Genomic DNA, 9,266 nt, shown 5'->3' on the forward strand with positions numbered 1-9,266 from the left:
TCTCCTGCCTGTTGAAAGTTATAACCGCGAAAAGGCATTGCCCTGACGCGGGGGAGCCACGAAATGACCCGGACCGACCTCACGCAGCGCCACGCGCTCCACGGCCTCGCCGCGTTTACGAATATTGCTCGGCATTTCATCCTGCAGCAGCACGCGCTGGCCGTGACGATGCGCCGGATCGGCGACCGGGACCGCCGCGATGAGCTTGCGGGTATAAGGGTGCTGTGGGTTCTCGAACACCGCCCTTCGCGGCCCGATTTCCACGATTTGCCCCATAAACATCACCGCCACGCGATGGCTGATGCGCTCAACCACCGCCATGTCGTGCGAGATAAACAGGAAGGCGATCCCCATATCCCGCTGTAAATCCAGCAGCAGATTGATGATTTGCGCCCGGATAGAGACATCCAGCGCCGAGACGGATTCATCCGCAATCACCACTTTTGGGTTCAGCGCCAGCGCGCGGGCGATGCAGATACGCTGCCGCTGCCCGCCGGAAAACTCGTGCGGATAACGCCAGGCGTGTTCCGGCTTCAGGCCAACGCGCTCCAGCAGCCAGGCCACGCGACGCTGCGCCGCCTCGCCGTCGAGCAGGTCATGCACCCGCAGCGGCTCCATAATCGAATACCCCACCGTATGTCGCGGATCGAGAGAGGCATACGGATCCTGAAAAATAAACTGAATATCCCGCCGCACCGCCTGCAGCCTGCTGTCAGGAAGGGTATCAATGCGCTCGCCGTTAAAGGTAATGCTCCCCTCCTGCGCGTCCACCAGACGGAGCAACGCGCGCCCGGTCGTGGATTTACCGCAGCCGGACTCCCCTACCAGCGCCAGCGTTTCGCCCGGCCAGAGGTCGAAGCTGACGTTTTCCACCGCGTGCACTTCGCGCTTTACGCGGTTCAACACACCGCTGCGCAGCGGAAAACGCGTGACCAGATTGCGCACTTCCAGAATGGGCTTGCCCGGCACCACGGTGTCCTGCTCGCGTTCCTCCTCCTGCGGCTCAGACGCCTCCAGGGAAATCAACGGAAAACGACGCGGCAGATCGCTGCCGTTCATCGCCCCCAGGCGCGGAACCGCCGCCAGCAGCGCTTTGGTGTAAGGATGCGCGGGCGCGTGAAAAATCTGTTCAACCGGGCCGGTTTCCACCGCGCTGCCCTTGTGCATCACCAGCACCCGATCGGCGATATCGGCGACCACGCCCATATCGTGGGTGATGAAAATCACCCCCATCTCCATCTCCTGCTGCAGCACCTTGATGAGCTGCAGGATCTGCGCCTGAATCGTCACGTCCAGCGCCGTCGTTGGTTCATCGGCAATTAGCACAGCTGGACGGCAGGAGAGCGCCATGGCAATCATCACCCGCTGGCGCATGCCGCCGGAAAGCTGATGCGGATAGCGGCTCAGGATGGCCTGCGCCTCCGGAATGCGCACCAGCTCCAGCATGCGTCGGGCCTCGTTGAGCGCTTCATCACCGCTTAGCCCCTGATGCAGGCGGATGGACTCGGCAATTTGTTCCCCGACCGGGAACACCGGGTTCAGGGAGGTCATCGGCTCCTGGAAGATCATCGCAATGTCCGCCCCGCGCACGCCCTGCATCTGCGCGCCGCTCAGCTCGTTTAAATCAATGACCTGACGGTTACGGCGGCGCAGCAGCATTTTCTCGCTGCTGATTTGCCCGCCCGTCTGTTCCAGCAGGCGCATCAGCGCCAGCGCGGTGACCGATTTCCCGGAGCCGGACTCGCCAACAATCGCCAGCGTCTCGCCGCGCCTGAGCGTGAACGATAAATTCTGTACTGCGGGGATGAACTGCCGCTCTTCCTGAAACGCAATATTCAGCTGATGGACAGCCAGCACTTCGCGGTTGTCCAGCTCTTCACTGTGCGGCACGCGCTGCCCCCTTATTCACGATAGATCCCCGTGCTCGGCTCATCGCCGGCATAGCCCCAGGCGCGGTACATGCCTTCGCTGTTGAACGGCAGGGCCACGTTACCCTCGCGATCCACCGCAATCAGCCCGCCGACGCCGCCCAGGGCAGGTAATTTCTCCATCACCACGCGCTCGCAGGCTTCGCTGAGGCTTAAACCGCCGTAATCCATCAGCGCGGTAATGTCGTAGGCCGCAAGGGCGCGAATAAAGACTTCCCCGGTGCCGGTACACGACACCGCCGCCGTGGCGTTATTGGCATAGCAGCCCGCGCCCGGCAGCGGGCTGTCGCCCACGCGTCCGGGCAGCTTGTTGGTCATCCCGCCCGTGGAGGTTGCCGCCGCGAGGTTGCCCGCTTTGTCGAGCGCCACCGCGCCGACCGTGCCCATTTTGCTGCGCTCATCCAGCGGCGCAGTATGGTCAAGCTGCGTCATGCCTACCGAACGGGCGTCCAGCAGCTGCTGATAGCGCGCCTCTGTGGAAAACAGATCGGGCGATACCGGCTCCATTCCGTGTTCGAAGGCAAACCTCTCCGCCCCCGCGCCCGTCAGCAGCACGTGCGGGCTCTCTTCCATCACCAGACGCGCGGCCAGCACCGGGTTACGCAGGTGGCTGACGCCTGCCACGGCCCCCGCTTTCAGGGAGATACCGTCCATGACGCAGGCATCCAGCTCGTGGGTTTCATCCCGGGTAAAGACCGAACCGATCCCCGCATTAAATAACGGGCACTCCTCCAGCAGGCGTACCGCCTCGGTGACCACGTCCAGCGCGCTCTCGCCCGCTTCCAGCATTTTCTGGCCCGTTTCGACAATGGCGTACAGCGCGTCGATGTAGCGCTTTTCCTGCTCAGGAGTGAGCTGTGCACGGGTGATTGCCCCGGCCCCGCCATGAATTGCGATTACCGCCTTAACCATTCGCATCACCCGTTAGCCTGTTTTGCGGCTTTTTCTATAAATATCATTATCGTCGACGAAACTTCAGATGATTTTTGAATATAGAAAGACGTAACAGTGATGTAAAGCGTACACCCTCCGGTCATACAGTTAGCCGCACTTTTCTGCCATAATGGACGCTTTCGTTGTTACTCCGCAGGAGCCCACCATGGATTTTACCGCCGGACTGATGCCGCTTGAGACGGCACTCACGCAGATGCTTGACCGAGTTTCCCCGCTGCATGACGTTGAGACGCTGCCCCTCGTGCGCTGTTTTGGCCGTATTGCCGCACGCGATATCGTCTCCCCGCTCAACGTGCCGGGGTTTGATAACTCCGCGATGGACGGTTACGCGGTACGCCTGGCGGATCTCCAGACGGATAACGCCCTGCCGGTGGCGGGTAAAGCCTTTGCGGGTCAGCCGTTTAGCGGGGAATGGCCTGCGGGCACCTGCGTGCGCATCATGACCGGCGCGCCGGTTCCGGCTGGCTGCGACGCTGTCGTCATGCAGGAAGAGACCGAACAGACCGACGACGGGGTGCGTTTTACCGCCAGCGTCAAAGCGGGCCAGAACATCCGCCGCACGGGTGAAGACATCACCCTCGGCGCGACCGTTTTTGCCGCCGGGCAAAGGCTGACGGTGGCGGAGCTGCCGGTGCTGGCCTCGCTCGGCATCGCGGAAGTTGACGTTATCCGCAAAGTGCGCGTCGCCGTTTTCTCCACCGGCGACGAACTGCAGCTTCCGGGCCAGCCGCTGCAGGACGGCCAGATTTACGACACCAACCGCCTGGCGGTACACCTGATGCTGGAGCAGCTGGGCTGCGACGTGATTAACCTCGGCATCATTCCAGACGACCCGGAACAACTGCGCGCGGCGTTTATCGAGGCGGATAAATCCGCCGACGTGGTCATCAGCTCCGGCGGCGTCTCCGTGGGCGAAGCGGATTACACCAAAACCCTTCTTGAAGAGCTGGGCGAAATCGCCTTCTGGAAGCTGGCGATCAAGCCGGGCAAACCGTTCGCGTTTGGCAAGCTTCCACACAGCTGGTTCTGCGGCCTGCCGGGTAACCCGGTCTCCGCCGCGCTGACCTTCTACCAGCTGGCGATCCCGCTGCTGGCGAAGCTTTCCGGCAACAAGGCCAGCCCGCTGCCGGAACGCGTGCGCGTGCGTGCCGCGACGCGGCTGAAAAAATCGCCGGGCCGTCTCGATTTCCAGCGCGGCATTCTGACCCGCGGTGCGGACGGCGAGCTCGAAGTGAGCACCACCGGACATCAGGGCTCGCACATTTTCAGCTCCTTCAGTCTGGGCAACTGCTTCATCGTGCTGGAGCGCGAGCGCGGCAACGTGGAAGCCGGCGAATGGGTTGAGGTCGAGCGCTTTAACCACCTGTTCGGAGGCTGACATGACGGTGGAGCTGAGCGACCCGGAGATGATGCGCTACAACCGCCAGATTGTGCTGCGCGGGTTTGATTTCGAAGGTCAGGAAGCGCTCAAGGCGGCCAGCGTGCTGGTCGTCGGGCTGGGCGGACTGGGCTGCGCCGCCGCGCAATACCTTGCCGCGGCGGGCGTAGGAAGCATGACGCTGCTGGATTTCGATACCGTATCGGTGTCCAACCTGCAGCGCCAGACGCTGCACAGCGACGCGACGGTGGGCCTGCCGAAAGTGGAATCCGCCAGGGCTGCGCTGGCGCGTATCAACCCCCACGTTCAGTTCACGCTGATTGACGCAATGCTGGATGACGACGCGCTCTCCGCGCAGATTGCCCGGCACGATCTGGTCCTGGACTGCACGGATAACGTCACCGTCCGTAATCAGCTCAACGCGGGCTGTTTTGCTCACAAAACCCCGCTGGTCTCCGGCGCGGCGATCCGCATGGAGGGGCAAATCAGCGTCTTCACGTACGCCGAGGGTGAACCCTGCTACCGCTGCCTGAGCCGTCTGTTTGGCGAGAATGCGCTGACCTGCGTTGAGGCGGGCGTGATGGCGCCGCTCGTCGGCGTGATTGGTTCATTGCAGGCAATGGAAGCGATCAAGGTGCTGACGAATTACGGCACGCCCGCCGCGGGGAAAATCGTGATGTATGACGCGATGACCTGCCAGTTCCGCGAGATGAAGCTAATGCGTAATCCGGGGTGTGAGGTGTGTAGTCAGTAAAAAGTCGGGTGGCGGCTTCGCCTTACCCGACCTACAACGGCTCGAACGTAGGCCGGGTAAGCGTCAGCGCCACCCGGCAGCCGCGTCAGATGGACGTCCGTCCAAACGCCCCCTGCCAGTCCTGCTCAAACTTCACAATCGCTGCGTCTACCGCCGGAGAGGTAATAAACTGCTGCGCCACGTCCAGCGGCAGCGTGATGGACTCGCAGCCTGCCAGCAGGCAGTCCAGCGCCTGACGCGGGGTTTTAAAGCTCGCGGCCAGCACTTTTGACTGCGGCGCATGCAGCGTCAGCAACTGCTGTAATTCCACCACGGTCTGGATCCCGTCCCCGCCCTGCGCGTCCACGCGGTTAACGTAAGGGGCCACATACTCCGCCCCCGCCAGCGCGGACAGCATCCCCTGCGCGGCACCGTAGACCGCCGTGCCCAGGGTCGGGATCCCTTCCGCTTTCAGCATCTTGATCGCCGCCAGCCCTTCTGCGGTCACCGGCACTTTCACCACCAGATCGTTAATGATGGCGCGCAGCTTACGCGCGTCTTCCACCATCCCTTCGGCGGTGGTCGCCATCACCTGCGCGAACAGACGGCCTTTACCGCCCAGCGCGTCGTGCAGCGCGGGCAGCAGTTCGTCGAGCGGCGTTTTACCGGCCGCAACGATGCTTGGGTTGGTGGTCACGCCCGCCAGCGGGAAGATACGCGCCAGCTTTTTGACTGCCGCAACGTCAGATGTGTCGAGATAAAGTTCCATGATGTCACCCTCAAAATTAGCCTGCACTTACCCTATCACGACAAAACCTGCTCAAGAGTTGACCTGCATCAAGATAACTTTCATTCGAAAGTAATTTAATCTTCATATGCAAGATAAGAGGCGGAAAACATGATCTTCAATATTCAGCGTTACTCTACCTACGACGGCCCCGGTATACGTACCGTGGTGTTCCTGAAAGGCTGCTCGCTGGGCTGTCGCTGGTGCCAGAACCCGGAAAGCCGCTCCCGCAGCCGGGACGTGCTGTTTGATGCGCGTCTGTGCCTGGACGGCTGCGACCTGTGCCAGCAGGCGGCACCGGGCTGCATCGAACGCGCGCTGAATGGCCTGGTCATCCACCGCGAAAAGCTGAGTGAAGAGACGCTTGATGCCCTCACCGACTGCTGCCCGACGCAGGCGCTGACCGTTTGCGGCGAAGAACAGCAGGTCGAGGAGATCATGGCGACCGTACTGCGCGATAAACCCTTCTACGACCGCAGCGGCGGCGGGATCACCCTCTCCGGCGGCGAACCGTTTATGAACCCGGAGCTGGCGCACGCGCTGTTTAAAGCCAGCCACGACCAGGGTATCCACACCGCCGTCGAAACCTGCCTTCACGTGCCGTGGCACTATATCGAGCCGTCATTACCGTACGTCGATCTGTTCCTCGCCGACCTGAAGCATGTCGACGGTGACGTTTTCAAGCAGTGGACGGACGGTTCGGCTAAGCGCATCCTGGACAACCTGAAGCGCCTGGCCGCCGCCGGGAAAACGATCACCATCCGCGTGCCGCTGATCCAGGGCTTCAACGCGGATGAAGCCTCCATCACCGCCATTACCAACTTCGCTGCCGATGAACTCGGCGTCCACGATATTCATTTTCTGCCGTATCACACGCTGGGCATGAACAAATACACCCTGCTCGGCCAACCCTACTCTGCCCCTGACAAACCGCTGGATAACCCTGCCCTGCTGGACTTCGCGCAGCAGTACGCCTGCCAGAAAGGGTTAACCGCGACCTTACGAGGATAAACCTATGACCACCCTGAATCTCAACACCCTCAGCGAGCGCATTAAGGCGCACAAAACGGCCCTGGTGCATATCGTGAAGCCGCCGGTCTGTACCGAGCGCGCGCAGCATTACACCGAAATGTACCAGCAGCACATGGACAAGCCGATCCCGGTGCGCCGCGCCCTGGCGCTGGCGCATCACCTGGCCAAGCGTACCATCTGGATCAAGCACGATGAGCTGATCATCGGGAACCAGGCAAGCGAAGTGCGCGCGGCGCCCATTTTCCCGGAATATACCGTCTCCTGGATTGAGAAAGAGATTGACGACCTGGCGGACCGTCCGGGCGCGGGCTTTGCGGTGAGCGAAGAGAACAAGCGCGTGCTGCATGAAATCTGCCCGTGGTGGCGCGGCCAGACGGTGCAGGACCGCTGCTACGGCATGTTCACCGACGAGCAGAAAGGCCTGCTGGAAACCGGCATCATCAAAGCCGAAGGTAACATGACCTCCGGCGACGCGCACCTGGCGGTGAACTTCCCTCTGGTGCTGGAGAAAGGTCTCGACGGCCTGCGCGCCAAAGTGGCCGAGCGCCGCTCGCGCATCAACCTGACGGTGCTGGAAGACCTGCACGGCGAGCAGTTCCTGAAGGCAATTGATATCGTGCTGGAAGCGGTGAGCCTGCACATCAAACGCTTTGCCGACCTGGCGCGCGAAATGGCCGCGACCGAAACCCGCGTAAGCCGCCGCGACGAGCTGCTGGCAATGGCGGAAAACTGTGACGTAATCGCCCACGAGCCGCCAAAAACCTTCTGGCAGGCGCTGCAGCTGTGCTACTTCATTCAGCTGATCCTGCAGATTGAGTCCAACGGCCACTCCGTCTCCTTCGCGCGTATGGACCAGTATCTCTATCCGTACTACCGCCGCGACGTGGAGCTGAACCAGAGCCTGGACCGCGAGCACGCCATCGAGCTGCTGCACAGCTGCTGGCTGAAATTGCTGGAAGTGAATAAGATCCGCTCCGGCTCGCACTCGAAAGCTTCCGCCGGCAGCCCGCTGTACCAGAACGTCACCATCGGCGGCCAGAAGCTGGTTAACGGTGAGCCGATGGACGCGGTGAACCCGCTCTCCTACGCGATTCTGGAATCCTGCGGTCGCCTGCGCTCCACCCAGCCGAACCTGAGCGTGCGCTATCACGCGGGCATGAGCAACGACTTCCTCGACGCCTGCGTGCAGGTGATCCGCTGCGGCTTCGGGATGCCGGCGTTCAACAACGATGAAATCGTCATTCCGGAATTCATCAAGCTCGGCGTTGAGCGCGACGACGCCTACGACTACGCGGCCATTGGCTGTATCGAAACCGCGGTGGGCGGCAAATGGGGCTACCGCTGCACCGGCATGAGCTTTATCAACTTCGCCCGCGTGATGCTGGCCGCGCTGGAAGGCGGCCGCGACGCCACCAGCGGCAAGGTGTTCCTGCCGCAGGAGAAAGCCCTCTCTGCCGGTAACTTCGACAACTTCGACGAAGTGATGGCAGCCTGGGATAGCCAGATCCGCTACTACACCCGCAAATCCATCGAGATTGAGTACGTGGTAGACACCATGCTGGAGGAGAACGTCCACGATATTCTCTGCTCGGCGCTGGTGGACGACTGCATCGAGCGCGCGAAAAGCATCAAGCAGGGCGGCGCGAAGTATGACTGGGTGTCCGGCCTGCAGGTGGGCATCGCCAACCTCGGCAACAGCCTGGCGGCGGTGAAGAAGCTGGTGTTCGAACAGGGCACTATCGGTCAGCAGCAGCTGGCGGCGGCGCTGGCCGATGATTTCGATGGCCTGACCCACGAGCAGCTGCGTCAGCGCCTGATCAACGGCGCGCCGAAGTACGGCAACGACGACGACAGCGTGGATATGCTGCTGACCCGCGCCTATCAGACCTATATTGAAGAGCTGAAGCAGTACCATAACCCGCGCTACGGCCGCGGCCCGATCGGCGGTAACTATTACGCGGGCACCTCTTCCATCTCCGCGAACGTGCCGTTTGGCGCGGCGACGATGGCGACACCGGACGGACGTAAGGCGCACACGCCGCTGGCGGAAGGTGCCAGCCCGGCTTCGGGTACGGACCACCTCGGCCCGACGGCGGTAATTGGCTCGGTGGGCAAACTGCCGACGGAAGCGATTCTCGGCGGCGTGCTGCTGAACCAGAAGCTGAACCCGTCAACGCTGGAAAACGACAGCGATCGCCAGAAGCTGATGGTGCTGCTGCGCACCTTCTTCGAGGTGCATAAGGGCTGGCATATTCAGTACAACATCGTCTCGCGCGAAACGCTGCTGGAGGCGAAGAAACATCCTGACCAGTATCGTGACCTGGTGGTGCGCGTCGCGGGTTACTCGGCGTTCTTCACCGCCCTGTCGCCGGATGCGCAGGACGATATTATCGCCCGTACTGAGCATACGCTGTAAGAAAACGCCCGGTGGCGCTGCGCTTACCGGGCCTACAA

General features: G+C 61.9%; 7 protein-coding genes. 4 read left to right on the forward strand and 3 right to left on the reverse strand.

Features of this window, described 5'->3' with window-relative positions:
- Positions 1 to 18: 18 nt before the first annotated feature.
- Both gsiA and iaaA read right to left on the reverse strand, forming a co-directional pair.
- Positions 19 to 1,890 (reverse strand): glutathione ABC transporter ATP-binding protein GsiA, encoded by a 1,872-nt coding sequence (gene gsiA / locus HMPREF3143_RS06565; RefSeq protein ID WP_070532323.1) that lies wholly within the window; start codon positions 1,888 to 1,890, stop codon positions 19 to 21.
- Between the two features lie 11 nt (positions 1,891 to 1,901).
- Entirely contained in the window at positions 1,902 to 2,840 is a 939-nt protein-coding gene (gene iaaA, locus HMPREF3143_RS06570; protein WP_070532326.1) for a beta-aspartyl-peptidase, read from the reverse strand.
- 187 nt (positions 2,841 to 3,027) lie between these two features.
- Here iaaA and moeA point away from each other — a divergent pair, with 187 nt between their 5' ends.
- Positions 3,028 to 4,260, forward strand: a complete 1,233-nt coding sequence (gene moeA, locus HMPREF3143_RS06575; RefSeq protein ID WP_070532331.1) for a molybdopterin molybdotransferase MoeA — start codon at positions 3,028 to 3,030, stop codon at positions 4,258 to 4,260.
- Position 4,261: 1 nt separating this feature from the next.
- A complete protein-coding gene (gene moeB / locus HMPREF3143_RS06580; protein WP_063436335.1) occupies positions 4,262 to 5,014 on the forward strand; it encodes a molybdopterin-synthase adenylyltransferase MoeB in 753 nt (250 codons plus the stop codon).
- Between the two features lie 85 nt (positions 5,015 to 5,099).
- Here the strand turns inward: moeB and fsa are convergent, their stop codons facing one another.
- A complete protein-coding gene (gene fsa, locus HMPREF3143_RS06585; RefSeq protein WP_023326972.1) occupies positions 5,100 to 5,762 on the reverse strand; it encodes a fructose-6-phosphate aldolase in 663 nt (220 codons plus the stop codon).
- A gap of 129 nt (positions 5,763 to 5,891) precedes the next feature.
- On the opposite strand from fsa, the gene HMPREF3143_RS06590 reads away from it, so the two are divergent.
- Positions 5,892 to 6,791 carry a glycyl-radical enzyme activating protein gene (locus HMPREF3143_RS06590; protein ID WP_070532334.1) on the forward strand — a complete coding sequence of 300 codons (900 nt, stop codon included), beginning with the start codon at positions 5,892 to 5,894 and terminating at the stop codon, positions 6,789 to 6,791.
- Between the two features lie 4 nt (positions 6,792 to 6,795).
- Positions 6,796 to 9,228 carry a formate C-acetyltransferase/glycerol dehydratase family glycyl radical enzyme gene (locus HMPREF3143_RS06595; protein WP_070532338.1) on the forward strand — a complete coding sequence of 811 codons (2,433 nt, stop codon included), beginning with the start codon at positions 6,796 to 6,798 and terminating at the stop codon, positions 9,226 to 9,228.
- The last annotated feature ends 38 nt before the right edge of the window (positions 9,229 to 9,266 follow it).

Source organism: Enterobacter sp. HMSC16D10, from assembly GCF_001807145.1.
GTDB lineage: Bacteria > Pseudomonadota > Gammaproteobacteria > Enterobacterales > Enterobacteriaceae > Enterobacter > Enterobacter roggenkampii.